This is a genomic window from Hydrogenophaga sedimenti (assembly GCF_051857515.1).
Lineage (GTDB): Bacteria > Pseudomonadota > Gammaproteobacteria > Burkholderiales > Burkholderiaceae_C > Hydrogenophaga.
Window position 1 is genome coordinate 28,328 of the sequence record NZ_JBPZHA010000018.1, and the last position, 23,286, is coordinate 51,613.

The window sequence follows — 23,286 nt, forward strand, 5'->3', positions numbered from 1 at the left end:
TTCGTTGCCAGGGTTCATTGCCATGTTGCAGGCAGGTCCAGCACGATCTGGCGTGCCTCGGGGGGGTGTGGCTGCCAGGGCACAACGCCGAGCAACGGCGCGGACAGGCGCTGGCGCAGCGTGTCAATGTTCTCGTCGCGGCAGCCCATGTCTGGGTCCACGGCGTTGGCCACCCAGCCGGCCAGCCGCAGGCCGTCGGCACGGATGGCCTCGGCCGTCAGCAGCGCGTGGTTCAGGCAACCCAGCCGCAGGCCCACCACCAGCACCACCGGCAGGGCCAGCGCCACCGCCAGGTCGGCCAGGGTCTCGTCGTCGTTGAGCGGCACGCGCCAGCCGCCCGAGCCTTCGACCAGCACCACGTCGGCCAGGCCGCGCAGTTCGCGGTGCGCGACCACCAGCTCGGCCACGCCCACGCGCCGGCCCGCGCGCGCGGCCGCCAGGTGGGGCGAGAGCGGCTCGGGCAGCGCCACCGGGTTGTCCAGCGCGGGTGGCACGGCCACGGTGGACGCGGCGCGCAAGGCCAGAGCGTCCTCCGCCACCCAAGCGTCGCCCTGTTGCACCAGGCCGGCCGCCATCGGCTTCATGCCGACCACGCGGGCGTGGTGGCGCGCCAGCGCGTGCAGCAGCGCGGCGCTCACCAGGGTCTTGCCCACGCCGGTGTCGGTGCCGGTGACGAAGCAGCCGTCAAACGCCATCAGGCACCCCGCTCACCGGCGCCGGGCCGGTTTCTTCGGCCAGCGTGGCCTGCAGCGCGGCCAGCGCGCCCCGCGCCAGCAGCTCGCCCTCGGCCTCGTCGATCACATAGGGCGGCATGGCGTAGAGCGTGTGGCCGATGGGGCGCAGCAGCAGCCCCTGCGCCAGTGCGTGGCGGGTGAAGCGGCGGCCGAAGTCGGGCAGGCTGCTGACCACGTCCCACGCGAAGACCATGCCCTGGCGCCGCGCGTGGCGCACACGCGGGTGGCTGGAGATCGGCGCGAACTGCGCGGCCAGCCGCTCGCTGGTGCCCAGGTTCTGGCGCAGCGCGTCGGTCTGCTCGAACAGGTCCAGCGTGGCCAGCGCGGCGCGGCAGGCCAGCGGGTTGCCGGTGTAGCTGTGCGAATGCAGGAAGCCGCGCGCCACCTCGTCGTCGTAGAACGCGGCGTACACCGTGTCGGTGGTGAGCACCACCGACAGCGGCAGCGTGCCGCCGGTCAGGCCCTTGGAGAGGCAGAGAAAGTCGGGACGGATGCCCGCCTGCTCGTGCGCAAACAGGGTGCCGGTGCGGCCGAAGCCGACCGCGATTTCGTCGAGCACCAGGTGCACCTGGTGCCGGTCGCAGAGTTCGCGCGCGCGCCGCAGGTACACGGGGTGATGCATGGCCATGCCGGCGGCGCACTGGATCAGCGGCTCGATGATCACGGCGGCGGTTTCGTGCGCGTGAGCGGCCAGCCAGTCGCCCAGGGCGACGGCGGCCCGCTCGGCCACGTCGGCCGGGGTTTCACCGGGCGCGGCCTGCCGGGCGTCGGGGCTGGGCACGGTGGTGGCCAGACGCACCAGCGGCGCATAGGCCTCGCGGAACAGCGCAATGTCGGTCACCGCCAGCGCACCCACAGTCTCGCCGTGGTAGCCCCCGGCCACGCCGACGAACCGGCATTTCTCGGCCCGGCCCGCGTTGCGCCAGTGGTGGGCGCTCATCTTCAGCGCGATCTCGGTGGCGCTGGCGCCGTCGCTGCCGTAGAAGGCGTGGCCCAGGCCGGTGAGCGCGGCCAGGCGCTCGGAGAGTTCCACCACCGGCCCGTGGGTGAAGCCGGCCAGCATCACGTGGTCCAGCGTGCGCAGCTGATCGATCAGCGCGGCGCGGATCGCCGGGTGGTTGTGGCCGAACAGGTTGACCCACCAGGAGCTGATGGCGTCGAGGTAGCGATGGCCTTCGTGGTCGTGCAGCCACACGCCTTCGGCCCGCGCCACCGGGATCAGCGGCAACGCCGCGCCTTCGGGCGCGTGCAGCTTCATCTGCGTGCAGGGGTGCCACACGGCGGCCAGGCTGCGCTGGCGCCAGGACCCGTTGGGGGAAATGCGGTCCATGCAGGGTTCTTTCATCACAGGCCGCCCGGTTCAGGGGCTGCCATCGGCGTGGAAGTCGGGACTCAGTTGCACCGTCTCGCCAATGATCAGCAAGCCGGGCTGGGGGCCGTAGGCCGGGGCCTGCTCGACCAGGCGGCGCAGGCTGCACGCGACCACGGTCTGCGTCGGCCGGGTGCCGTCGCGCACGATGGCCGCCGGGGTGTCGGGGGACAGGCCATGGGCGATCAGCTGCCCGGCGATGTGGGCCAGGCGCTGGATGCCCATGTAGAACACCCGCGTCTGTCCGGGACGCGCCAGGGCCCGCCAGTCGTGTGTGGCCTCGTCGTCGGCCAGGTGGCCGGGCAGGAACACGCAGCTGGCCGCGAGGTCGCGGTGGGTGAGCGGGATGCCCGCCGCCGCCGAGCAGCCGCTGGCGGCCGTGACGCCGGGCACGACCTCGAAGGCGATGCCTTCGGCCTGCAGCGCCTGCACCTCTTCACCGCCACGCCCGAACACGTACGGGTCGCCGCCCTTCAGGCGCACCACCCGCCGGCCGGCCCGGGCGTGCTGCACCAGCAGGGCGTGAATGCCTTCCTGTGGCACGGCGTGGTGGCCCAGGGCCTTGCCCACGTACACGCGCTGCGCGCCCGCCGGGATCAGCGCCAGCACCTCGGGCGCGATCAGCCGGTCGTGTACCACAACCTCGGCACGCTGCAGGCGGTCCAGCGCGCGCAGGGTCATGAGATCGGCCGGGCCCGGGCCGGCGCCGACGATGGAGACAAAGCCCCGGGCGTCCGCTTCATTCGGCATCGGCGCCTCCGGGGCCCTGGTGGAACACCAGGTCCTGCACCACCTGGCCGCCGACCAGGTGCTGATCGATGATGCGGTCCATGTTGGCGTCGGTCACGTTGTAGTACCAGGTGCCGTCGGGCTGCACGCACATCACCGGCCCGCCCTTGCAGGCGGCAAAACAGCTCACGCGGCTGCGCTTCACGCGCAGCGCGCCCTCGTGCAGGCCGGCGGCCTTGAACTTGTCGCCCAAGCTGTCGAACAGGGCCTGCGAGGCGCCGTCCTGCGTGCAGCGCGGGCCGGTGCAGAGCAGCAGGTGGCGCTTGTAGCCGCCGATGTGGGGTTTGATGATCTCGTGCATGCCAGTGGGGTCAAAAAGGGGTTCACGGGAGCCGCAGGCCGGCGGTGTCGAATGGGTTCGGGGCGCGAAGTATCGCGCGTGGACGCGCCCTGCCCGCCCTTGTCGGCCCTACCCGGCCTGTTCCTCGGTGTCCGCCGGGGCATCCACCGCAGCCTCGACCGGGGTGCTCAGCACCGCCTCGATGTAGTCCAGCGGCAGCCGGTGCCGCTGCGCCAGCGCCGCCAGGCTTGCGCCGTCGGCGTGGTCGGCGCGCAGGTTCTCCACCCAGCCCAGCAGGCCGGTGGAAAGCGAGCGCCCGGCCTTCTCGCCCTCGCGGGTCTCGAAGCCCTGGTCCACGTCGTACTTGTTGGCGTAGCCGCGCGGGGTGACCATCAGGCCCTCCCGCAGGAAGGTGCTGCTGTTGCCGATCAGCACCGTGCTGAGCATGCCGATGTCCTGTTCGGCCATCTGGTCCAGGGTGGTGTGCACGATCTGCTGGCGGCGCCGGTAGGCGCTCTTGACGATCGCCACCGGCGTGTCGGGCCGGCGGTGCCGCAGGAACAGCGCCTGCGCCTGCACGATCTGCTGGGTGCGGCGTCCGCTCTTGGGGTTGTAGAGCGCCACGACGAAATCGGCCGCCGCCGCCGCGTCGAGCCGCCGGGCGATCGCGGGCCAGGGTGTCAGCAGGTCGGACAGCGAGATGGAGCAGAAGTCGTGCGTCAGCGGAGCCCCGACCAGGGCCGCGCAGGCGTTGATCGCCGAGGCACCGGGCACGATCTCGACCTCCACGCCGTCCTCGGGTGTCCAGCCCGCCTGGAACAGCACCTCGTAGGTGGGCCCGGCCATGCCGTAGACCCCGGCGTCGCCGGACGAGATCAGCGCCACCTTCTTGCCCGCGCGGGCCGCCTCCAGGGCGTGCACCGCGCGGTCGAGTTCCTCGGTCATGCCCTTGCGCACGACCTCCTTGCCCTCCAGCAGATCGGCCACGAGCTTGATGTAGGTGACATAGCCGACCACCACGTCGGCCTCGGCGATGGCGGCGCGCGCGCGCGCCGTCATGTGGTCCGCGTGGCCGGGGCCGATGCCCACCAGGCTGATGCGGCCGGTGCCCGCCGGCTGTCCGGCGCTGATGGTGTCAGGCGCCATGAGCGACTCCTTCGGCGCGCGGCGCACTGCCCGCCGGCGCCACCAGCGGGCCCAGCCAGCGCGTGAAGGCCCCGGCGCAGGCCACGCCCATCGACACCCAGAGACTGGCGGCGATGCCGTGGGTCACGGCGACGAACTGCTGGCCCAGCGGACGCAGCACCGCCTGGGCCTCTGGCCCGAAGCCCGCCAGCGGGTCGGCCTGCAGCTGCGGCGCCCCCACGGCGAAGGGCAGCGCCAGCAGCGCAGCGGCCGCCGCCCAGCGCCAGCGACCGCGCGCAAACGCCACGCAGGCGCAGGCCGCGGCGGCGCTGGTCACCGCCAGCAGCCACCAGCGCTGGCGCGCGCCCAGGTCGGCGGCGTCCATGCCGGGAATCTCGGCGTGCAGGCCCAGCGCGGGCCACAGGTGCAGGCTCAGGAAGCCCGCCGCCGCCACGCCCAGGGCCAGCGACCAGACCGGGGTGGCGCGGACGGACGAGGTCGGGCCGGACCCGCGCCGCCAGACCCAGGCCGTCAGCGCCACCAGGGCCAGCAGCGCCAGTCCGAAGCCGTGCAGCACGTTGGCGACCCAGGTCCAGAAAGTGCGCTCGGCGCCGTCGGCGGGCGCCCAGCCGTTCTCATCGTGGGCATGCTCATGCGCCTGTTGCTCTTGCGCCTGTGCGTGGTCGTGTCCTGCGTCGTGCGTGTGGGCCTGCGCGGGCGCGGCCTTCTGATCCTCGAAGCGCTCCGCTTGCAGGATGAGGGGCACGGCCCAGAGCTGGTGCAGCACGGTCTGCAGCGTGCCCACGGCCAGGGCCACCGCCAGGGCGGCCCAGATCAGTCGGTTGAACAGCTTCATGCAAGCCCCCTCAGTGGCACGGCTTGACCGTGACGTGGCGCACGTCGTGCGCGGCGTTGTGGGCCAGCGGGCTGTCGGCGAAGGCCACGCCATACAGCACTACCAGCGCCAGCGCGGCCGCACCGGCCAGGGCGGGCCACAGGGTGGTGGTGTTCACGGAAGGGACTGCGGCGGTGGTCGGGACATTGGTGTTCATGCTCATCTCCTGGGGTTGAAAAACAAATCGACTGAAAAAAAACGGACAAAGGGAAAGAAAGTGTTCAGGGCATCTCGCGGGCGCAGACCGCACCCGCACCGGCCCATGCCACGGACACGGTGGCGTGGCGTCCGTCGTCGCCACGCAGCCGGTGTTTTTCCACGCACAGGGCGGCGGCGTTGGCGCCGCCGGCGGCCAGCAGCGCGGCGGCTTCGGACACCGAGGGTGTGCCGGTGTGGCGGCGCACGGTCTCCGACGGGTGGGGCACCGGCACCTCGGCCAGTTGCGCTGCGGGGTAGAACCGCAGCGGCCAGCCCCGCCGGGCCGCCAGCGACAGCAGGCCGGGTTCGTCCGCCTTGAGCGTGATGCTGGCCACCTGTTCCACCGCGCTCCCGCTGACGCCGGCCAGCGCCAGGGCCTCCTGCACCGCGCGCTCGAGCGTGGCCTCGGGCGTGCCGCGGTCGCAGCCAATGCCCAGGCAGACCCGGGATGGACCCGCGCTCACTGGACGACCTCCGTGCTGCGCACGGCGTCCGCCGGCGGCCGGTAGACCACCAGGCGCTCGTGCAGGCGTTCCCACAGCGCAGGCGGCACCTCGGCATGGGTGATCCACAGCACGGCGGCGTAGCGTTCCAGGTCGACGTCCACCAGGCGCTCGAAACGGTGGATGCTCGGCGGCAGCGGCGTGGGCCGGGTCCACCACCGTGCACTGCCGGCCTCCTGCACCACCGCCACCGGCTGCTCGTTGACCACGGCGGCCGAGACGCGGGTGATGTTGAGCTTGGGCGCTTCCACCGTCCAGCCCAGTTCGCGGCCCAGGATGTCCACCGGGATCGTCTTGCCGACGTCCGAGGCGGTGGTGAGCACGGGCGTGGCGCCCAGGAGCGCGGCCACGGTGTCGGCCATCGCGTTGGCGCCGCCGACGTGGCCCGAGAGCACGGGAATGACGAACTGCCCGGCGTCGTCGACCACCAGCACACCGGGGTCTTCGTCCTTGCTCCTCAGGTGCGGCGCGATCAGCCGCACCACCGCGCCGAGCGAGACGAAGAAGACGATCTGGTCGAAGTCCTCGAACAGGGGAGCGATGCGGTCCTTGAAAGCACCGTCGTAGGCCAGCAGCGGGTTGGGCAGGCCCTGCATGGTTTCGGCGAACTTGGCGGCGACGCAGATCGAGGCCTGCGGCAGCTGCCGCGCCAGCGCCGCCACCTGCGCGGCCCCGTGTTTGGTGATGGCCACCAGGCAGACCCGGGGCAGAGAAGGTGTGGTGGTCATGCGGTGGCTTCCAGGGATGGGGGGCTGTCCTTCTTCAGGCAGCCCTTGATGCGCTCGCCACGCACGCGGTGGGGGTTCTTCACGATCAGCAGCGACAGGTAGCTGACCTTGCTGCCGCGCAGCGTCAGCAGGTCCGCGCCCGAGAGGCGGCGTTCGTCCAGCGCGCCGACGCGTTCGACGAAGTGCGCGCCGGCCAGCAGCCCGCGCGCCTCCAGCCAGTCCAGCAGGTCTTCGATCAGCGGCTTGATCTTCATCAGCACCAGGGTGTCGAAGTCGGGCAGCAGCCGGTCCACCGCGCGCACGCCGTAGGCGGCGGGCACGATGGCCACGGTGTCGTCCTGTTCTGCGAAGGGTTCACCCACATCGGCGCAGGCGGCGGTGAAGGAATTGACGCCCGCCACCACCCGCACCGGCACCCGTTCATCGAGCCCGCGCACGGTGCGCGCCAGGTGGCCGAAGGTGGCGTAGGTGGACGCGTCGCCTTCGACCAGGAACAGCACGTCGCGCCCGGCCTGCAGCCAGGGCAGCACGGTGTGCGCGGCCTTCAGCCAGGCGCGGGCCAGCTTCTCGCCGTCGTGCGTCATCGGGAACAGCAGCGGCGTGTGGACGTCGGGCGGCGCCAGGCCGGCGCGCTGCACGATGTCCAGCGCGTAGCTGGGCGTCTTGCCGCTGCGCACCGGGTAGACCCAGATCGCGTCGCGCCGCTGCAGCGCGGCCCAGGCGGCGCGCGTGATCAGGCCGGGGTCGCCAGGGCCGAGCGAGATGCCGTGCAGCGTGCCGACGGGGGGCATGGTGTCAGTCATGGCGGTGCTCCGTGTCGGGCTGGCCGCTGCCCATGCCGGCGCAGACCAGCCAGACCGGGTTCTCGGCCGCCATGCGGTGCATGTGCAGGATGGGCCGGCTGCGGGCGGCCTGCAGCTGCAGCACGTCCCATTCCGCGTTCAGGCTCTGCAGCGCCTGCGTGGCGGTGGCCAGGTTTTCCAGGGTGACGAAGTTCATCACCAGCCGGCCGCCGGGGCGCAGGCGGCGCAGGCACAACCCGATCAGCCCGGCCAGCTCGCCGCCGGAGCCGCCAATGAACACCGCGTCCGGGTCGGGCCAGGCGTCCAGGCTCTCGGGCGCCTTGCCGTGCTGTAGCGTGTAGTTGCTGACGCAGAAGGCCGCGTGGTTGCGTCCGGCGATGGCGTGGTCGGCCTCGTTCTTCTCGATGGCAAAGACGTGGCCGCGCGGGCACAGGCGCGCCGCTTCCAGGCCGACCGAGCCGGAGCCGGCGCCGATGTCCCAGACCACGCTGCGTTCGCGCAGCTGCAGGCGCGCCAGGCTGACGGCGCGCACCTCCTGCTTGGTGATCAGCCCCTTCTCGGGCTGGCGTTGCTCGAAGGCGCTGTCGGCCAGGCCGAAGCGCACCGGCTGCGCCACCGCGCGGCTGCGCCACAGCAGCACCACGTTGAGCTCGGCAAAGCGCATCTCGGCGGCTTGTGCCGGGCTCAGTTGCGGGTGGATGCGTTCGTCGGCCTGCAGCAGGTTTTCCGCGACCGCCAGCTGGAAATCCTCGCCCAGGCCTTCGGCCTGCAGCAGGCGGGCGATGCGGTCCGGGCTGTTGGCCGGGCTGGTAAGCACCAGCAGCCGCTGTTCGGAGCGCAGCGCCTGGGCCAGCACATACAGGCCGTGGTCCGGCCAGCTGCCGCGCACCCACTCGCCCGCGTCCTGGCGGTGCACGGAGACGATGCGCGCGTCCTGCCAGGCCAGGCCGATGCGGGCGCAGGCCAGCTGCAGCGTGGAGAGGTTGGGCAGGATGTCGAGCGCGTCCAGGCACAGGTGCTGCGCCAGGTAGGGCGCGATGCCGTGGCACAGCGGGTCGCCGGTGGCGAGCACCACGCTGCTCTGGTTCGCGTCGCGCGCGCTGCGCACCCACCCGGGCACGGCCTTCAGCTGGCCGGTCAGGTCGCGCGTCACCGCGCCGGCCTTGAGCTCGTGCCGGAACAGGGCCAGCGTGCGCGCGCCGCCAATGACCAGGTCCGCGGTGCGCAGGTGGGCCAGTGCGGTGGCGCCCAGGCTGGCGGCACCGTCGTCGAGCACGCCGATCACGCGGCAGGGGTTGGGGTCTTTCACTCGGGTCTCCATGGCGTCTTCGGTGTCGCTCATTCGGTGTCGAAATCGATGTGCTGCGTGTGGCCGATGCCGGTGCGGCCGGCGGTGGCGGGCAGCGGCCGTGGCTCGGCCGGGGCGGAGCGGACGTCGGCCACGGGCTGGCCGGCGAAGTCGCACACCAGCACGCGCAGCTGGAACGCCCGGCCATAGCGTTCGGGCGCGGTCAGGGTGTCGATGGCGGCCTGCGCCAGGGCCCGGTGGAAAGGCTCGCCCAGGCCGCGCTCGACCATCAGCTCGGCGCCGAAGCGCGCGGTCTCGGCGGCGGCGATGGCGCTGCAGTCCTCGGCGCTGGCGCCGATCTGGCGCGCGATCGTGGCCACCAGGTCGGTGTCCACCACGTTGCGGTTGGCGTGCGTGATGGTCTCGCCCTGCGCGATCTTGGTCAGCTTGCCGACCATCACGCCCAGCACCACTTCCTTCAACCCCTGGGCCACCACCTCGTCCAGCGCATAGCGCAGGAAGTCGCCCATCTGCACGAAGCAGGCGGCCGGCAGTTCCGGGCGCTCGGCGCGCAGCGCACCCATGGCAAAACTTTCGGTGCGCCCGCCGGTGGTCAGCGCGACCACGCCGTGGCCCAGCGTGGCCGCCACCTGGATGCCCTGCACCACGCTGGCACGCCAGGCCGCGGTGGAATAGGGTTTGACGATGCCGGTGGTGCCCAGGATGCTGATGCCGCCCAGGATGCCCAGCCGCGCATTGGTGGTCTTCCTGGCCATCTCCTGGCCACCGGGCACGCTCACGGTCACTTCCAGCCCGTGCTCCGCCAGCAGTTGCGGCGCAGCCTCGCGCAGGTTGTGCGCGATGTTCTGGCGCGGCACCGGGTTGATCGCCGGCCCGCCCACTGCCAGCCCCAGGCCGGGCATGGTGACCGTGCCCACGCCCTCGCCGGCCACGAAGCTCACCTCGCCCACCCGCCCGGGCAGCAGGCGCAGGTCCACCGTGAGGTGGGCGCCGTCGGTGCAGTCCGGGTCGTCGCCCGCGAACTTCACCACCATGGCGTGCGCGCGCTCCTGGTCACAGCGGCCGTCGTGCACGGCAAAGTGCACCCGGTCCCCGTTGGGCAGCAGGCTCTCGACGGCCTCGGGCACCTGCCCCGTCAGCAGTCCCTCCACGGCCGCGCGGGCGGCCGCGGCGGTGCACGCGCCGGTGGTGAAACCGGTGCGGGTGCCGCGCGGGGTGTCCTGGTCTTTCATGCCGGTCTCAGGCGGCGGTGCCGCCCTTTTGTTGCGCTTCGGCCAGCGACAGCAGCGCGTGCAGCGCCGCCACCACCAGGGTGGAGCCGCCCTTGCGGCCACGGATCACGATCCAGGGCACACCGGCCACACCGGCCATCAGGTCCTTGGACTCGGCGGCGGAGACGAAGCCCACCGGCATGCCCACCACCAGCGCCGGGCGCACGCCTTCCTCGCGGATCAGGCGCACCAGCTCGATCAGCGCCGTGGGCGCGTTGCCGATGCCGATGATGGCGCCGTCCAGCAGCCCCAGCCGGTGCGCCTTGCGCATGGCCTGCACGGCGCGCGTGCTGTCCTCGGCCTGGGCCTGGGCGATCACGTCGGGGTCGCTGATGAACTGGTGTGTGGCCATGCCGAAGTGCTTCAGGCGCGGCCGCGACAGGCCGGAGCAGATCATCTCCACGTCGGCCACCACGGGCGTGCCGCCGCGCAGCATGGCGCCGATGCCGGCCGCCACCGCGTCGGGGTGGAAGTCGGTCAGGCCGTTGAACTCGAAGTCGGCGTTGGCGTGGATCATGCGGCGCACGATCGGCCACTGCGCCCCGGTGTAGCCGTGCGGGCCGGCCTCGGCGTCGATGATGGCGAAGCTGTCGTGCTCGATGGCCTGGCCGGCCCGGGTGAGCTGTTCGGTGATGGTGTTGACCGTGCTCATGCAGGCAACACCTCGGGAGCGTGGGCGTGCACCTGCACGGTGGCGTGCGTGTGCTCGTGGGAGTGGCCATGCCCCAGGTCGTGCGCGATCTCGCGGTAGCTGCAGCCGTCGCAGGGCAGCTTGCTGTCGGGCACACCGGCCAGCAGGTCGTGCACACGCTGCTCGAGCAGTTCGAAGATTTCCTTCTCGAAGCCGAAGTGCGTGCCGCAGGCGAAACGGATCTGCGGGTACTGCAGGCGCAGGTGTTCGACCTGGCGGTGGATGCGCTGCATCAGCGTGCCGGTGTAGAGGTAGTACGGCAGCACCACCACCTGCCGCATGCCGATCAGCACCTGGCGCTGCACCACGCGCTCCAGCCGCGGCCAGGTGATGCCGGTGAACGCCAGCTCCACCAGCTCGTGGTCGCCCTCCTCCTGCAGCCAGCGCGCCATCTTGGCCATGTCGCCGTTGGCGCCGCGGTCGGACGAACCGCGCCCCAGCAGCACCACGCCGGTGGTGGTCGGATCGGGCATGTCCAGTTCGGCCATGGCCCTGCGCAGGCGGCGCTTGAGGATGGCCAGGATGGGGTCGCAGGCCGTCAGGTGCGGGCCGTAGTGGAACGCCACACCCGGCAGGTGCTCGCGCGCGTGTTCGATCGCTTCCGGAATCTCCATCTTCACGTGGCCGGCCGCGTTCAGGATCAGCGGCAGCACCAGCACGCGCCGGCTGTTTCTGGCGGCGGCCAGCAGGCCGTCTTGCAGCGAGGGCGGCGCGAATTCGATGAAGCAGACCTCGATGCGCCAGTCCGGCTGGCGCGCCTGCCATTGCGCGACGAAGTCGCGGATTTCCTGGTTGCCGGATTCCTCGCGCGAGCCGTGGCCCACGAGCAGGATGGTGGTGTCTTTCATGTCGTGGCTTTCCTGAAACGGTGGGTGAAACTGGGGTCGTAGAGGCGGGACCGGGTGAGTTCCGGCCACTGGCGCGCGCCCAGCGTGGGGCTGGCGATCACCATGGCCTGGCTGACGATGCCGGCCTCGCGGCACCGCTGTTTGATGGTGGCCAGCGTGCCGCGCACGATGCGCTCCTCGCCGGGCCAGCTGGCCTTGTGCACCACCAGCACCGGCGCGTCCTCGGCCCAGCCGGCGGCGCGCAGCCCGGCCTCCACCTTGTGCAGCAAGGTGATGGACAGGAAGATGCACAGCGTCGTGCGGTGCGCCGCCAGGGCCGCCAGGTCTTCGCCCTCGGGCATGGGCGTGCGGCCCTCGACCCGGGTGAAGATGGTGGTCTGCGTCACCTCCGGCAGCGTGAAGCTCTCGACCGCCGCCGCCGCCGAGGCCATGGCGGACGACACCCCCGGCACCACCGCCACCGGCACGCCCGCGGCGTCCAGCGGCTGCACCAGCTCGATCAGGGCGCCGTAGAGCGCCGGGTCGCCGGTCTGCAGCCGCACCACGGTGTCGCAGCGCGCGGCATGTGCGATCAGCCAGGCCGACATCTGCTCCAGCGTCATGTCCTTGCTGTCGGCGATCACGCAACCCGGCGGCGCCCAGCGGGTCGCCGCCTCATTCACCAGCGACCCGGCGAACAGGATGGCGCCCGCACGCGCCACCAGGTCGCGCCCCTTGACCGTGATCAGCTCCGGGTCTCCAGGACCCGCGCCAACGAACCAGACCGTTCCGGCACCCATGGTGTGCTCGCGGTCAGGTGGTCGGGTGAAGGCGGTGTTTCAGCGACCGGCGGTGGCGAACGGCCAGACCTGGTTCGATGTGCATGAAGTGACTCCTTGGGTTGAACGCGTCAGACACAACGCGGATGGCAATGGCATGCCCAAGGGAGAGGCGACGGGTGGTTTCGACGGCGAACGGGAAGCCCGGGGCGAGCGAACGCACAAGCGTTGGCTCAAGCTCGCAAAAGCAGCGTAGGGACAAAGGAGGACACCGGCGAAGACCCCTCACCGCCTTCCCCGACGGTGTTTGGGTAATACAGCCACGCCAGGGGCGCAGCTTCCTTGTTGGCCGGTATCCGGGCTGACAGAACGTTCCTCAAAGCCTTCCCGGTGTGAACCAGTGGCGACATTTTGAGAAATGGGGGACTTCGGCAATGCCTTGGCCCACCCGTCTGCTTACCGTTGCGGGGGCAGCGCAGGTTAGGTTCGTCCGGGTGGGACTCCCCCTCCTGCTTCCCGTTGAACTGCCATGTCTGAACGACACGGCGAGCACCAACACGGGCATTCTATACCCGAGCTTTGTGGCAGCGGCACGCGAGGGGCCGGGTTCCGCAACGGCCGGTCCAGGTCGCGCCGGTTCGCCGATCGCGCGCTTCTCAGGCCGCGGCCGGGTCGAAGAAGCGCCGTGACAGGCCGGCTCGCCCGGGATAGAACTTGAACCACGGGCGGGCCTGATCGATGACCAGCGCCACCGAAGGATGGGCCATCAGCCGCTCGACATAGGCCGCCAGGTGGACCTGCTCCGGCAGCAACGGCACGTAGGTCACGGCGTAGAACAGGGAGGGCGCTGCGGCGCAGTCGGCCATGCTGAATGCGTTGCCGCTCACCCAGGTCCGCCCGTCGAGATGCCGGTCGATGAACGCGTAGGCGGTCGACAGCTGCTGGCGCGCCTGGTCCACGTTGAGTGCGTCCCGGTCAGCCTCGGGACGCAGGAGGTCGGCGGTGAGCGCCTGCATGGGCGTCATCACGTACAGGTCGAACAGGCGGTCCCACAGGCGCACGTCGATCGCGGCGTCCGGGTCCGGAGGAATCAGCGTGCGACCGGGAGCGGCATGGTGCCGCTGCAGGTACTCGATGATGATGCTGGTCTCCGGGACGGGCCGCCCCTGGTCCACCAGCAACGGCATCTTGCCCGTCGGCCACAGGGCCAGGTACGCCGCACGCTCCGCCGGGTCTCCCAGATTCAGCAACTGCCTGTCGAACCCGATCCCCAGCACGTCGAGTGCGATCAGCACCTTTTGGCAATAGGAAGAGAGCGGGTGGTAATGCAGGGTGGGTGTCGTCATGAAGGCCTCGGTGTTTTCCGTACCCGGGAAATATAGGACCGACCACCCGCCGCGTCGAGAGCCCGCCACCGGGCGCGACAGCGGTCCATCGTGCCGGAGGACGCCCCGCCGGCCGGAGCGCCTCAGCTGCTCTGGCGCACGCGCAGTTCGAAGCCCAGATCCACCGAGTGGGCAGGAAGCGCCTCCCCCCGCATCAGGGCCAGCAGCATCTGCGCACTGGCTTCGCCGATGGCGCCGCGTGGCGTGGCCACCGTGGTCAGCGGCGGCAGCATCTGGTCGCTGCCCGAAAGGTCGTTGAAACCCGCCACGGCCACTTGCTGCGGAACCGGCACCCCCAGTCGCAAGGCCGCCAGCAGGCCACCCTGGGCCAGGTCGTCGTTGCAGAAGAACACCGCGTCGCAGTCCGGATGCGCTCCCAGCAACTGCGCAAACAGTTCGCCACCCAGCGCCATGGACGAAGGGCGGGCGTCCAGCAGTTCGAGGGCCGGGTCGTACAGCCCGGCCGCACCGAGTGCGCGGCGGTAACCCTCGGCGCGCTGCAGGGTCCGCGGGTCCAGCTGGGCAGCGACGAAGGCGATGCGCCGCCGACCACGGTCCAGCAGGTGGCGGGTGATGGCGGCACCCGCGTCGGTCTGGGAGAAGCCGACGCAGTAGACCTCGGGCGCGGGTGAAAGCGCCATCAGGTGCACGCAGGGCACTCCGCTGCGGTCGATCAGTTCGCGCGTGCGTGCGTTGTGGTCGATGCCGGTCACCAGCAGGCCCGCCGGCCGGTGCAGCAGCTGTTCGCGCAGCAACTGCTCCTCTTCGTCGGGGTCGTAATGGGTGATGCCAATCAGCGTCTGGTAGCCCGAAGGGCGCAGTGTGCGCTGCACCGCTTCCAGCAGGTCGACGAACAGCGCGTTGGACAGCATGGGAATGAGCACCGCGACGTGCGAGCTGTGTCTCGACGCCAGGGCGCGTGCCGCCGGGTCGGGCATGTAGCGCAGTTCGGCGGCCGCGGCCCTCACCCGCTCGGCCAGCAGCGGGTCCACCGTGCGCTCGCCCCGCAGCGTGCGGGAGACAGTGATGGGGCTGACGCCAGCCAGGGCGGCCACGTCGGCCAGGGTGACCCGGCCGGTGGCCCGGGGCCGTGGCAATGAGGCTGGGGAGACAGAGGTGGGTGGCATCAGGGTTTGTACGGGTTGGGCAGCTGGAAATCAGACCATAAGATAGCGCTATCTCAGAAAGACGTACAGCCTCGGAAACCCGAATCCGTCGTCCTGAGCCCCACGGTCTGGTGTCCAGGCCGTTTTTTCCGGGTTTTAAAGATAGCGCTATCTCACACATGTCAACCGATCCGAATGCATCGCTGGTGATCATGGGCGTGGCCGGCTGCGGCAAGTCCAGCCTGGGTGCCGCCCTGGCGCAGCGCCTGGGCTTCGCGCTGATCGAAGGCGACGACCACCACAGTGCGGCCAACCGCGAGAAGATGCAGCAGGGCACGCCGCTGACCGACAGCGACCGCGCCGGCTGGCTGTCCACCCTGGGCGGCCTGCTCGCGCAGCGCAGCCGTGTGGTCCTCACCTGCTCCGCCCTGCGCCGCCACTACCGCGACCAGTTGCGCATCGCCTCGCCCGGCCTGCGTTTCGTGTTCCTGGACATCACGCCGGAGCAGGCCCGTGCACGCGTGGCCGCGCGCGCCGCGCATTTTTTCAACAGCGCGCTGGTGGACAGCCAGTTCGCCACCCTCGAAACCCCGGTCGGTGAACCCGGCGTGCTGCGCGTGGACGCGGCCCATCCGCTGCCGCAACTGCTGGAACGAGTGGCCGCCTGGGCCACGGTTGCCGACCGTTCCCAACCCCCGGAGGCCGCATGAGCACCCACGAATCCCCCAAGACACACGCACTGCAGCGCGTGGCGCTGGCCCTCATGGCCGCCTGCCTGGCGGTGATGGCCTGTTCCGTGTTCCTCAACGTGGTGCTGCGCTATGGCTTCGGCAGCGGCATCGCGGCCAGCGAAGAACTCTCGCGCCTGCTGTTCGTGTGGATGGTCTTCATCGGGGCGGCGGCGGCCTACCCCGCCGGCGAACACATGGCCTTCACCAGTCTGGTGGGCCTGGTGCGCAAGCGTCCGCGGACGTTCAAGGCGGTCACCCTGGTGATCCGCCTGCTGGTGCTGCTGGCTGCCGTGCTGCTGGGCCGGGGTGCCTGGCAGCAGGTCGTGGTGGGGCTGGACAGCAACTCGGTGGTGCTGGGCTACCCGGTGGCGCTGCTGCCGCTGCCGGCGCTGCTGTGCGCCGCGGCCATCGGCGCGATGGTGGTGTGGGAAATCGTGACCGCCAGGCCGCTGGACCTCGGCCACGGCGTGGATGTGGAGTGATCTGATGAGCCTCGAAGCACAAGCCTTCATCGTTTTCGTGGTCGGCATGCTGGCCCTCATGGGCATCGGCATGAACATGGCCCTGGCCCTGCTGCTCACCGGTGCCGGCATGGCCTGGGTGATGGACTTCTGGGACACCCAGCTGCTGGCGCAGAACATGGTCGCCGGCATCGACAGCTTCCCGCTGCTGGCCGTGCCCTTCTTCATCCTGGCCGGCGAGCTGATGAACAGCGGCGGCATCAGCAAGCGCATCATCGACATGGCCCAGACCTGGGTCGGCCACATCCGCGGTGGCCTGGGCTTCGTGGCCATCGGTGCGGCCGTCTTGATGGCGTCCATGAGCGGCTCGGCCCTGGCCGACACCGCGGCGCTGGCCACCATCCTGCTGCCCATGATGCGCGAGCACGGCTACCCCATGCACCGCTCGGCCGGGCTGATCGCCTCGGGCGGCATCATCGCGCCCATCATTCCGCCGTCCATGCCGTTCGTGATCTACGGCGTGACCACCAACACCTCCATCTCGGCGCTGTTCCTCTCGGGCATCGTTCCGGGGCTGATGATGGGCGCCGCCCTCATCGTGACCTGGAAGATCGTGCTCAAGGACATGGATCTGAAGGACCACGCGCCGGTGCCCCTGAGCGGCCGCCTGCGCGCCACGGCCAAGGCCTTCTGGGCGCTGCTGATGCCGCTGATCATCATCGGCGGCATGAAGAGCGGCGTGTTCACGCCCACCGAGGCGGCCGTGGTGGCTGCGTTCTACGCGCTGGTCGTGGCCCTGTTCATCCACCGCGAGATGCGGCTGCCCGAGCTCTACGGCGTGCTCACCCGGGCCGCCAAGACCACCGCCATCGTGATGTTCCTGTGTGCCGGCGCCCAGGTGGCCAGCTACATGATCACCCTGGCCGATCTGCCCGGCGTGCTCAGCGGCTGGCTCGGCCCGCTGATCGAGAACCCGCGCCTGCTCATGGCCGTGATGATGATCGTGCTGGTGCTGATCGGCACCGCGCTGGACCTCACGCCCACCATCCTGATCTTCGCGCCGGTGATGCTGCCCATCGCCGTCAAGGCCGGCATCGACCCGGTGTACTTCGGCCTGATGTTCGTGCTCAACGGCGCCATCGGCCTCATCACCCCGCCCGTGGGCACCGTGCTCAACGTGGTGGCCGGCGTGGGCCGCCTGTCCATGCACCAGGTCATCAAGGGCGTGAACCCCTTCCTCATCAGCTACGTGCTGGTGCTGGCCCTGTTCGTCGTGTTCCCGCAGATCGTCACCGCCCCGGTGGCGTGGATGCGCTGATTCCTGTCCAACCGCTTTTCACCCCAAGGAGACTGTCATGTCCATCTTCCGCCGCACCCTGATCGCCGCCACCGCAGCGGCCGCCCTCACCGCGCCCTTCGCCGCCTTCGCACAGGACATCAAGCCGCGCCTGATCCGTTTCGGCTATGGCCTGAACGAGCAGTCCAACCAGGGCCGCGCCGTCAAGCTGTTTGCCGAAGAAGTCGAGAAGACCTCCGGCGGCAAGATGAAGGTGCGCGCCATCGGCGCCGCCGCGCTCGGCTCCGACGTGCAGATGCAGCAGGCCCTGATCGGCGGGGCGCAGGAAATGATGGTCGGCTCCACCGCCACCCTGGTGGGCATCACCAAGGAAATGGCGCTGTGGGACACGCCCTTCCTATTCAACAACGCCAAAGAGGCCGACGTGGTGCTGGACGGCCCGACAGGCCAGAAGGTGATGGACAAGCTGCAGGAGAAAGGCCTGGTCGGGCTGGCCTACTGGGAGAACGGCTTCCGCAACCTCACCAACAACAAGCAGCCGGTCAACAAGCTGGAAGACCTCAATGGCATCAAGCTGCGGGTGATGCAGAACAACGTGTTCCTAGAGTCCTTCAAGACCCTGGGCGCCAACGCCGTGCCGCTGCCGTTCTCGGAGCTGTTCACCGCGCTGGAGACCAAGACCGTCGACGGCCAGGAGAACCCGTACAACACCATCCTGTCGAGCAAGTTCTACGAGGTGCAGAAGTACCTGACCGTGACCAACCACGTCTACAGCCCGTGGATCGTCACCGTGAGCAAGAAGTGGTGGGACGGCCTGTCCAAGGACGAGAAGAAGGTGCTGATGGACGCGGCGAAGAAGAGCCGCGACTTCGAGCGTCAGGACACCCGCGCCGAGGCCGGCAAGGCCCTGGGCGAGCTCAAGGCCAAAGGCATGCAGATCAACGAACTCGCGCCGGCCGAGGCCAACCGCATGCGTTCGCAGCTGACCCGCGTGAACGCCAGCATCGCCACCAACGTGGGCATGGACCTGTGGAACGAGGCCCAGGCGGCGGTCACCAAGGTTCGCAGCGCCAAGTAAACAAATGGCCGGCCGCGGGATTGTCCCCATCTGCCCTGAAGAACCCTGTGGATATCTCGTGCACGAACGCGCCAGACCCGCGCCCTGACTGGCCTCAGCGTGCGATGCACAAAAACAAGGCACCTTCCCGCATGGCATCCCGCAGGCGCCGCCGCCCGGGATTCCGGCGACGTGGCGGCCTCAGGCCGATGACCACAGGCCGCCGGAGGCAGCGCTCGCCAGAATCTGTTCGATGACCCACTGCGGGTCGTCCAGCGGCAGGTCGTGGCCGGCGCTCGGGTGCTGCGCCAGAGAACATCCCCAGGCCCGCGCCAGCGCCCGGGAGCAACGCGGGCTCACCAGCTGGTCCTGTTCGCTGCACAGCAGCAGCACCGGCCGGTCGGGGGGCGTGGGCGAGGCCCGGAACCGCGCAGCGGCCAGCAGCTGCCGCCAGGCGTTGGCGGCGCGCACCGGGTGCGCCTGCCGGGCGCGCACCCAGTCGGCCAGCACCGAGGCGTCGGCCGGCGTCTGCCGGCTGGTCATTTGCCAGACCAGGCGTTCCGAGACTTCCGCGGATGGCCCGCACACCAGTCTCAGCAACCGCGGCAGGTTGTGCGGACGCAGCCGGTGGTGCAAGGGGCTGAAGGGGCGCATGCTGGTGTTGACCAGGACGGCAGAGTGGATGTCTTCGGCAGCCGTTTGCAGCCACTGGGTGGCCACCATGGCGCCCAGAGAAAGCGCCAGCAGATGGACCGGCGTGCGCACGCCCCGGACGGCCAGTTGCTGCCGGCAGTCGGCCACCATGGCGGCCACCGTGGCCGGGCTGCGCTCCAGGTCGCGTTCGCCATTGCCCGGCAGGTCCAGCAGGTGGACGCGCGCCGCCGGCAGCGCCGCCTGCAAGCGGGCGGGGAAGTCGCCCCAGTGGGCCGCCCCGCGTGTCAGCCCTCTCAGCAGAACCCATTCAGACATCCGGCGCCTCCTTCAGAACCAGTCCGCCAGCGCCTGCGCGTGGCCACTGGCGCGTTGCGGCCCGACAGGCACCCATTGCGCATGGCTGCCCGCGGCCCGGGCCATGAAGTCCAGCAACGCCAGGTGGCGCCGCAGCACCCGCTGCTGGCGGTGGCTGATCAGCGGATTGAAGATGCCCTTGCGCGAAAACAGCTGGCGCGGATTCTTCTTGACCCAGAGCCACGACCCCATCTCCAGCGTCAGCGGCAGGAAGGTGCGCGAGTGGTCGGCACAGGCCTGCAGGTAGAGGTGGTCCCACAGGTCGCCGTGCGTGAGGTACTGGGCGCTCTGCGGCTCGATGATGTAGGGATGGTGGTGGTGCGCCTGTTCGAAGATGGACTTGAGCGCATGCACCTCGGCCAGGTGGGGCATCGGCTCGCGGGTGTGTGCGAACGGGAACCACAGGCGGTCGCTGATGCCGAATCCCGAATGGCAGTCCAGCGCCAGGGAAAACGGCCGGACCAGCAGTTCCTGCTGCACCACCTCGCACAGCGCCTGGCTCTCGGCCTCCAGCGGTGCTCCCCGCTGGCCGCGGTACCAGGGCAGGCCGGCACTCCAGCGCTGCCCCCCGAGCAGGTAGGGCACCTTCTGCTGAGCCTCGACCGGTGCGTTGCGCATCAGGTCCACACCACGCGGATTGGCCCGCGTCGAGGCCCACATGCCACCGGGATTCACGATCGGCATGAACACCAGCCGCACCTCTTCCAGCAGGCGGTGCAGCGTCCGGTCCCAGTGCAGGCGGGTGACGATGTTCTGCAGGTACGCGATCACCACCTCGGCGCCGATGCGCTCCAGCCCATGCACGCCACCGAAGTAGCCCACCGCGGGGCAGCGGGCGTCGGGATTGCCGAGCGTGATGGCGTAGACCGGGAGCGAGGGACCACCCGCGACCACGATGCGCCGCACCTCCCGGCAGTCCAGGTGCTTTCCACCCAGACCCACCAGCCGCTCCAGCGTTTGCAGCTCCGGCAGATCGAAGCGTTCTGATTTCATGCCATGCGCGACACAGGACTGTCACAGACAGCCGTTAACTTGGAAACCCGTCCAGCCCGCTTCGAACCCATGTCCATCCGCACCCAGCCATCGACACCGCGTCCTGCCCGGTCAACAGCCGCCACCCGCGGGATGCAGGTGGCCGTGATCGTCTGCGGACTGGCGGGTGGTCTGGTGGAGTTTTTTGCCCTGCAACGGCGGCGCCTCAGGAGGGACCGCCGTCTGGCCATGATCCCCTGGTGGTACTAGAAGTCCTAGGCAGCCTGCGGGGCCGCGGACTCGGGCGCGCCGGCGGTACCCTCGGCCCGGGACATCTCCCCGACCTGCACCGACAGGTCCAGCAGACGCACTTTGCTCATGTAGTAGCGGTCCAGCCGCCACTCCTGCAGCAGCTCCAGGGCCAGCTCGAAGTCGTCGTAACCCAGGGTGTACAGCGCATCGATGGCATATGGCACCTCGGATTCCAGTGCCACGACCAGGCCCGACAGGACGCGGGCAGCCGCAGACTCCGGCGCAGACTCGATCAGTTGCCGTGCTTTCTTGAGTGCTTTCATCTTGTTCCTGCTTTCCTGGTGGGATGGAACTGTCAAACATTCTGTTCAACAGGGATTTCCCTGAGGGTACCGGCCGGGCCAGAGAAATTTGATGACCGAATGATGAAAAACCAAATTCGGTTCATGGTCAGGAACAGCGCCCCCCCGCAGCGCAGGCCGCCGCGATCGGGCAACTGCGTCAGATGCAGATTGACCAGCCAACAACCACCAGCCGCCGTTCACCGGACCATCGCCTCGACGGCCTCCAGCCGGATCCGCAAGGCGCTGGACAGCATCTCGACCGCATCGGCAATGGGGCCTTCGTTGATGATGCGGATGGCGTTGTCCGGCAGCTCCAGGTCGACTCCCCGCGCCAGCCGGTCGGAAATCGCCTGCACGCTTTCCCGGTTCCTGGTCCGCAGGCGCTGTAGCAGCACTTCGGTGCGGGCCGTGATCTGAACCACCGTGGCCTGCGGCCATCGCCTGAGCACCTGCGGCAGGTAGGCGCGCGATCCGTTGACAAACACGCTGTGCCCGGACGACAAAGGCGCCAGCTCTGGCCGGCGGATGCCGTAGCAATGGCCGTTGGCCTGCCAGTCCATGGCAAACGCCCCGGCCTGCCGCAGCCGTTCGAACTCGCGCTCGCTCACGCATTCGTTGGCCTCGCCGCCGGCCTGCGCGGCGCGGGTGATGGTGCGGCGTGTCCAGTAGGCAGACGGCATGTTCACCCAGGTCTCGCGCAGGCGGTGCAGCACGCTGTCCTTGCCGGCACCCGAAGGGCCGACCACGTAGATGAGACGTTGCGTCATGCGCCAAGCTCCAGCTGTTCGAGCAGCACAAAATCGGCGCCCGGTGTCGGTTCAATGAAGATCGAGAGTCGGTCCAGCCGCAGCGGCGCAAGCCCCTCGAAGCGGTCTCGGGCCGCCACCAGCAGCGGCTCCACGGCGTCATCGGACAGGCGGTCCAGCGCGCCCGTGAGGGAAAAGTGGAAGCGAAACTTCTGCAGCACCCACGGGTAGCCCCAGGCCAGCATCAGCGCGTCTTCCTCCGGGGTGAGCGGCGCGCGGCGACGGCGTGCCAGTTCGGTCTCGCTCAGCGGCTCGGCCAGCGGCTGCAGGCGCCGCACGCAGTCGCTGGCCAGGGCATCCAGCGCGGCCACCGGAACGGTCGGACGCAGCGCCAGAAAGTGGCCCAGCCGGGCGACCTGCAGGTCCGCCAGTTCGATGGCCCGGTGATCGCGGCAGATGGCCGCCAGGCCATCGCGCAAGGCCTGCAGATCGGCCCCAGAAGAGAGACGCATCGGCGCCTTGAGCGTCGCATGCCAGCCGTAGCGGCGGGGATCGGCCGTCACCGATTCCTGCAGCGGCGGCGCAATGCCGTCGATCACCGGCATCGGCAGCGCACAGCGGCGGAACGCGCAGCGGCCCAGCCATTCGCTGCCACGCTCCCACCAGTCGCTGCCGGGCACGGGCGCGGCATAGATCGCCACACGGTGCGGCACCAGGGAGTCATGCGCCATGGTCGTGGTCCACGGTGAGCGTGACGCGGTCGCCCGCGAACCAGGTGCAGGCGTATTCGATCGGCACGCCGGCGGCATCGACGTTGACGCTGCTGACATAGAGCGCGGGCCGCGCGGCAGGCTGCTTCAGTTGCGCGGCCACCCCGGCCTCGGGCAGACGGGCCGAGATGCGGCTCTGGCGCCGCGTGTAGTCGGGCACGCCCCGCGCCGCGAAGGCCTGGGTGATCGAGCCGCTCTGCCGCACCAGTTCATCCAGGCCGGCGAACCGCGGGCAGGGAAAGAAGCGGTCGCTGACGTGCAGCGGCTGGCCACCACCGTCGCCGATCACCTGCAGGTGCAGCACCGTGGCCCCCGCGCGGATCTCCAGTGCCCTGGCCACATCGGCGCTGGCGCGCACGGTCTGCGCGCCGAGCACCTGCATGCCCCCGGGCAGGCCCGCCTGCGCCAGGCTCTGGCGGTGCCGCGTGCGCCGGCCCAGCACGAGGTCGACCGCGAAGTCCTCGACGTAGGTGCCACTGCCCTGGCTCGATCTCACCAGGCCGATCTGCCCGAGGCTGGCCAGCGAGTGGCGGATGGTGTGGCGGTTGACGCCGTACTGCTCGGCCAGCGAATGCTCCGAGGGCAGCCGCTCGCCCGGCGCGTAGATGCCGCTGCCGATCGCGGTGGCCAGTTCGTGCGCGATGCGGGCCCAGAAGCTGTGTCCGGGGTCGGGCAGGAGAAGAGCGGAAGGGGCGGGTGTTCTTGTCATGAAAGGGACACAGGTGAAACCTAAGGCTGCGCTGAACAAGTAGCCGAATTGAGTGGCCCGCTGCGCAAAGGGTTGCCGACGCGGGCAAGCGGCGCGATTCGACCGCGTTCGCTGGACATACCAGCCGTGCTCGCGCACCCACCGTGC

General features: G+C 70.1%; 28 protein-coding genes and 1 riboswitch. Of the genes, 5 read left to right on the plus strand and 23 right to left on the minus strand.

All coding sequences use genetic code 11. The features are described 5' to 3' along the window. Positions 1 to 14 precede the first annotated feature (14 nt). The 17 genes from bioD to gntR all read right to left on the minus strand — a co-directional run bounded on the left by bioD (position 15) and on the right by gntR (position 14,813). A complete protein-coding gene (gene bioD / locus ACS5NL_RS21545) occupies positions 15 to 695 on the minus strand; it encodes a dethiobiotin synthase (protein ID WP_439356016.1) in 681 nt (226 codons plus the stop codon). Next, positions 685 to 2,064 (minus strand): adenosylmethionine--8-amino-7-oxononanoate transaminase, encoded by a 1,380-nt coding sequence (gene bioA / locus ACS5NL_RS21550; protein WP_439356017.1) that lies wholly within the window; start codon positions 2,062 to 2,064, stop codon positions 685 to 687. The genes bioD and bioA overlap by 11 nt, the downstream gene beginning before the upstream one ends. Positions 2,065 to 2,094: 30 nt before the next feature. Then, positions 2,095 to 2,853 (minus strand): uroporphyrinogen-III C-methyltransferase, encoded by a 759-nt coding sequence (cobA, locus tag ACS5NL_RS21555; protein ID WP_439356019.1) that lies wholly within the window; start codon positions 2,851 to 2,853, stop codon positions 2,095 to 2,097. After that, positions 2,843 to 3,193, minus strand: coding sequence for a (2Fe-2S) ferredoxin domain-containing protein (locus ACS5NL_RS21560; protein ID WP_439356021.1), 351 nt, complete (start codon positions 3,191 to 3,193; stop codon positions 2,843 to 2,845). Before ACS5NL_RS21560 ends, cobA begins: the two co-directional genes overlap by 11 nt. Positions 3,194 to 3,301: 108 nt before the next feature. Then, entirely contained in the window at positions 3,302 to 4,318 is a 1,017-nt protein-coding gene (cobJ, locus tag ACS5NL_RS21565; protein ID WP_439356022.1) for a precorrin-3B C(17)-methyltransferase, read from the minus strand. Beyond that, the gene (locus ACS5NL_RS21570) at positions 4,308 to 5,153 is read right to left on the minus strand and encodes a CbtA family protein (protein WP_439356023.1); all 846 of its coding nucleotides are present in this window, start codon (positions 5,151 to 5,153) and stop codon (positions 4,308 to 4,310) included. The genes cobJ and ACS5NL_RS21570 overlap by 11 nt, the downstream gene beginning before the upstream one ends. A 10-nt stretch (positions 5,154 to 5,163) precedes the next feature. Continuing rightward, positions 5,164 to 5,349 carry a CbtB domain-containing protein gene (locus tag ACS5NL_RS21575; protein WP_439356025.1) on the minus strand — a complete coding sequence of 62 codons (186 nt, stop codon included), beginning with the start codon at positions 5,347 to 5,349 and terminating at the stop codon, positions 5,164 to 5,166. A gap of 64 nt (positions 5,350 to 5,413) precedes the next feature. Continuing rightward, positions 5,414 to 5,854: a cobalamin biosynthesis protein gene (locus ACS5NL_RS21580; protein ID WP_439356027.1), complete on the minus strand. Its 441-nt coding sequence runs from the start codon at positions 5,852 to 5,854 to the stop codon at positions 5,414 to 5,416. Next, positions 5,851 to 6,621 (minus strand): cobalamin biosynthesis central domain-containing protein, encoded by a 771-nt coding sequence (locus tag ACS5NL_RS21585; protein ID WP_439356029.1) that lies wholly within the window; start codon positions 6,619 to 6,621, stop codon positions 5,851 to 5,853. The genes ACS5NL_RS21580 and ACS5NL_RS21585 overlap by 4 nt, the downstream gene beginning before the upstream one ends. Next, entirely contained in the window at positions 6,618 to 7,424 is an 807-nt protein-coding gene (cobI, locus tag ACS5NL_RS21590) for a precorrin-2 C(20)-methyltransferase (protein ID WP_439356031.1), read from the minus strand. The genes ACS5NL_RS21585 and cobI overlap by 4 nt, the downstream gene beginning before the upstream one ends. After that, complete coding sequence (gene cbiE / locus ACS5NL_RS21595; RefSeq protein WP_439356032.1) at positions 7,417 to 8,766, minus strand: precorrin-6y C5,15-methyltransferase (decarboxylating) subunit CbiE; 1,350 nt, start codon at positions 8,764 to 8,766, stop codon at positions 7,417 to 7,419. Before cbiE ends, cobI begins: the two co-directional genes overlap by 8 nt. Beyond that, positions 8,763 to 9,965 carry a cobalt-precorrin-5B (C(1))-methyltransferase gene (locus ACS5NL_RS21600; protein ID WP_439356034.1) on the minus strand — a complete coding sequence of 401 codons (1,203 nt, stop codon included), beginning with the start codon at positions 9,963 to 9,965 and terminating at the stop codon, positions 8,763 to 8,765. The genes cbiE and ACS5NL_RS21600 overlap by 4 nt, the downstream gene beginning before the upstream one ends. Before the next feature lie 7 nt (positions 9,966 to 9,972). Beyond that, complete coding sequence (locus ACS5NL_RS21605) at positions 9,973 to 10,656, minus strand: precorrin-8X methylmutase (protein ID WP_439356035.1); 684 nt, start codon at positions 10,654 to 10,656, stop codon at positions 9,973 to 9,975. Continuing rightward, positions 10,653 to 11,543, minus strand: coding sequence for a sirohydrochlorin chelatase (locus tag ACS5NL_RS21610; protein WP_439356037.1), 891 nt, complete (start codon positions 11,541 to 11,543; stop codon positions 10,653 to 10,655). The genes ACS5NL_RS21605 and ACS5NL_RS21610 overlap by 4 nt, the downstream gene beginning before the upstream one ends. Next, positions 11,540 to 12,322: a precorrin-4 C(11)-methyltransferase gene (cobM, locus tag ACS5NL_RS21615; RefSeq protein WP_439356039.1), complete on the minus strand. Its 783-nt coding sequence runs from the start codon at positions 12,320 to 12,322 to the stop codon at positions 11,540 to 11,542. The genes ACS5NL_RS21610 and cobM overlap by 4 nt, the downstream gene beginning before the upstream one ends. 309 nt (positions 12,323 to 12,631) lie before the next feature. Further along, positions 12,632 to 12,873, minus strand: a riboswitch (cobalamin riboswitch). A gap of 84 nt (positions 12,874 to 12,957) precedes the next feature. Further along, complete coding sequence (locus tag ACS5NL_RS21620; RefSeq protein ID WP_439356040.1) at positions 12,958 to 13,647, minus strand: glutathione S-transferase family protein; 690 nt, start codon at positions 13,645 to 13,647, stop codon at positions 12,958 to 12,960. Positions 13,648 to 13,769: 122 nt separating this feature from the next. Continuing rightward, complete coding sequence (gene gntR, locus ACS5NL_RS21625) at positions 13,770 to 14,813, minus strand: HTH-type transcriptional regulator GntR (protein WP_439356042.1); 1,044 nt, start codon at positions 14,811 to 14,813, stop codon at positions 13,770 to 13,772. Between the two features lie 158 nt (positions 14,814 to 14,971). Here gntR and ACS5NL_RS21630 point away from each other — a divergent pair, with 158 nt between their 5' ends. The 4 genes from ACS5NL_RS21630 to ACS5NL_RS21645 are packed head-to-tail and all read left to right on the plus strand — an operon-like array spanning position 14,972 to position 18,359. After that, positions 14,972 to 15,502 carry a gluconokinase gene (locus ACS5NL_RS21630; RefSeq protein ID WP_439356043.1) on the plus strand — a complete coding sequence of 177 codons (531 nt, stop codon included), beginning with the start codon at positions 14,972 to 14,974 and terminating at the stop codon, positions 15,500 to 15,502. After that, positions 15,499 to 16,005 carry a TRAP transporter small permease subunit gene (locus ACS5NL_RS21635; RefSeq protein ID WP_439356045.1) on the plus strand — a complete coding sequence of 169 codons (507 nt, stop codon included), beginning with the start codon at positions 15,499 to 15,501 and terminating at the stop codon, positions 16,003 to 16,005. Before ACS5NL_RS21630 ends, ACS5NL_RS21635 begins: the two co-directional genes overlap by 4 nt. 4 nt (positions 16,006 to 16,009) lie before the next feature. Continuing rightward, a complete protein-coding gene (locus tag ACS5NL_RS21640) occupies positions 16,010 to 17,302 on the plus strand; it encodes a TRAP transporter large permease (RefSeq protein WP_439356047.1) in 1,293 nt (430 codons plus the stop codon). Positions 17,303 to 17,339: 37 nt separating this feature from the next. Continuing rightward, positions 17,340 to 18,359 (plus strand): TRAP transporter substrate-binding protein, encoded by a 1,020-nt coding sequence (locus ACS5NL_RS21645; RefSeq protein ID WP_439356049.1) that lies wholly within the window; start codon positions 17,340 to 17,342, stop codon positions 18,357 to 18,359. A gap of 180 nt (positions 18,360 to 18,539) precedes the next feature. Here the strand turns inward: ACS5NL_RS21645 and ACS5NL_RS21650 are convergent, their stop codons facing one another. Both ACS5NL_RS21650 and ACS5NL_RS21655 read right to left on the minus strand, forming a co-directional pair. Continuing rightward, entirely contained in the window at positions 18,540 to 19,307 is a 768-nt protein-coding gene (locus ACS5NL_RS21650) for an alpha/beta fold hydrolase (RefSeq protein WP_439356051.1), read from the minus strand. Between the two features lie 12 nt (positions 19,308 to 19,319). After that, positions 19,320 to 20,339 (minus strand): M14 family zinc carboxypeptidase, encoded by a 1,020-nt coding sequence (locus ACS5NL_RS21655; protein ID WP_439356053.1) that lies wholly within the window; start codon positions 20,337 to 20,339, stop codon positions 19,320 to 19,322. 69 nt (positions 20,340 to 20,408) lie between these two features. Here ACS5NL_RS21655 and ACS5NL_RS21660 point away from each other — a divergent pair, with 69 nt between their 5' ends. Then, positions 20,409 to 20,588 carry a hypothetical protein gene (locus tag ACS5NL_RS21660; RefSeq protein ID WP_439356054.1) on the plus strand — a complete coding sequence of 60 codons (180 nt, stop codon included), beginning with the start codon at positions 20,409 to 20,411 and terminating at the stop codon, positions 20,586 to 20,588. A gap of 5 nt (positions 20,589 to 20,593) precedes the next feature. Here ACS5NL_RS21660 and ACS5NL_RS21665 read toward each other — a convergent pair whose 3' ends face one another. From ACS5NL_RS21665 to phnF, 4 genes are all read right to left on the minus strand, one after another. Continuing rightward, positions 20,594 to 20,893: a hypothetical protein gene (locus tag ACS5NL_RS21665; RefSeq protein WP_439356056.1), complete on the minus strand. Its 300-nt coding sequence runs from the start codon at positions 20,891 to 20,893 to the stop codon at positions 20,594 to 20,596. A gap of 218 nt (positions 20,894 to 21,111) precedes the next feature. Next, positions 21,112 to 21,681 carry a phosphonate metabolism protein/1,5-bisphosphokinase (PRPP-forming) PhnN gene (gene phnN / locus ACS5NL_RS21670; protein ID WP_439356058.1) on the minus strand — a complete coding sequence of 190 codons (570 nt, stop codon included), beginning with the start codon at positions 21,679 to 21,681 and terminating at the stop codon, positions 21,112 to 21,114. Further along, on the minus strand, positions 21,678 to 22,391 hold the full coding sequence (locus tag ACS5NL_RS21675; protein ID WP_439356060.1) for a DUF1045 domain-containing protein: 714 nt from the start codon (positions 22,389 to 22,391) through the stop codon (positions 21,678 to 21,680). The genes phnN and ACS5NL_RS21675 overlap by 4 nt, the downstream gene beginning before the upstream one ends. Beyond that, positions 22,381 to 23,139, minus strand: a complete 759-nt coding sequence (phnF, locus tag ACS5NL_RS21680; RefSeq protein WP_439356062.1) for a phosphonate metabolism transcriptional regulator PhnF — start codon at positions 23,137 to 23,139, stop codon at positions 22,381 to 22,383. The genes ACS5NL_RS21675 and phnF overlap by 11 nt, the downstream gene beginning before the upstream one ends. Positions 23,140 to 23,286 lie beyond the last annotated feature (147 nt).